Genomic DNA, 437 nt, shown 5'->3' with positions numbered 1-437 from the left:
GAACGCGGGCTTCCGGCGGTGTTGCGGATCAATCGGATCGGTCATGAACGCCCAACGTCCCAGCGACGCGCATGATCCTCAAACGATTTCGAACAGGCCGGCGGCGCCCATGCCGCCCGCGGTGCACATCGATACGACCACCCATCGCACCCCGCGTTTGCGCCCTTCGATCAACGCATGGCCGACCAGCCGACTGCCGGTCATGCCGAATGGATGCCCGACCGCGATCGCACCGCCGTTGACGTTATATTTTTCCGGATCGATCCCCAAATGGTCGCGGCAATACAGGCATTGCGAAGCGAACGCCTCGTTCAACTCCCACAATCCGATGTCGGCCACCGACAGGCCGGCGCGATCGAGCAGCTTGGGAATCGCGAACACCGGGCCGATCCCCATTTCTTCGGGCGCGCAGCCTGCCGCCTGAAAACCGCGATAGA

Annotated in this window: 1 pseudogene; it reads right to left on the bottom strand. The window is 63.2% G+C overall.

Features of this window, described 5'->3' with window-relative positions:
* Positions 1 to 78: 78 nt before the first annotated feature.
* A pseudogene (locus CVH10_RS17640) lies at positions 79 to 437 on the bottom strand (acetyl-CoA C-acyltransferase); the annotation flags it as partial.

The sequence above is a fragment of the Halomonas sp. ND22Bw genome (assembly GCF_003011945.1).
Classification (GTDB): Bacteria; Pseudomonadota; Gammaproteobacteria; order Pseudomonadales; family Halomonadaceae; genus Halomonas; species Halomonas halophila.
The sequence above is the reverse complement of the archived record's forward strand: the minus strand, read 5'-3'. Positions and strand labels throughout refer to the sequence as shown.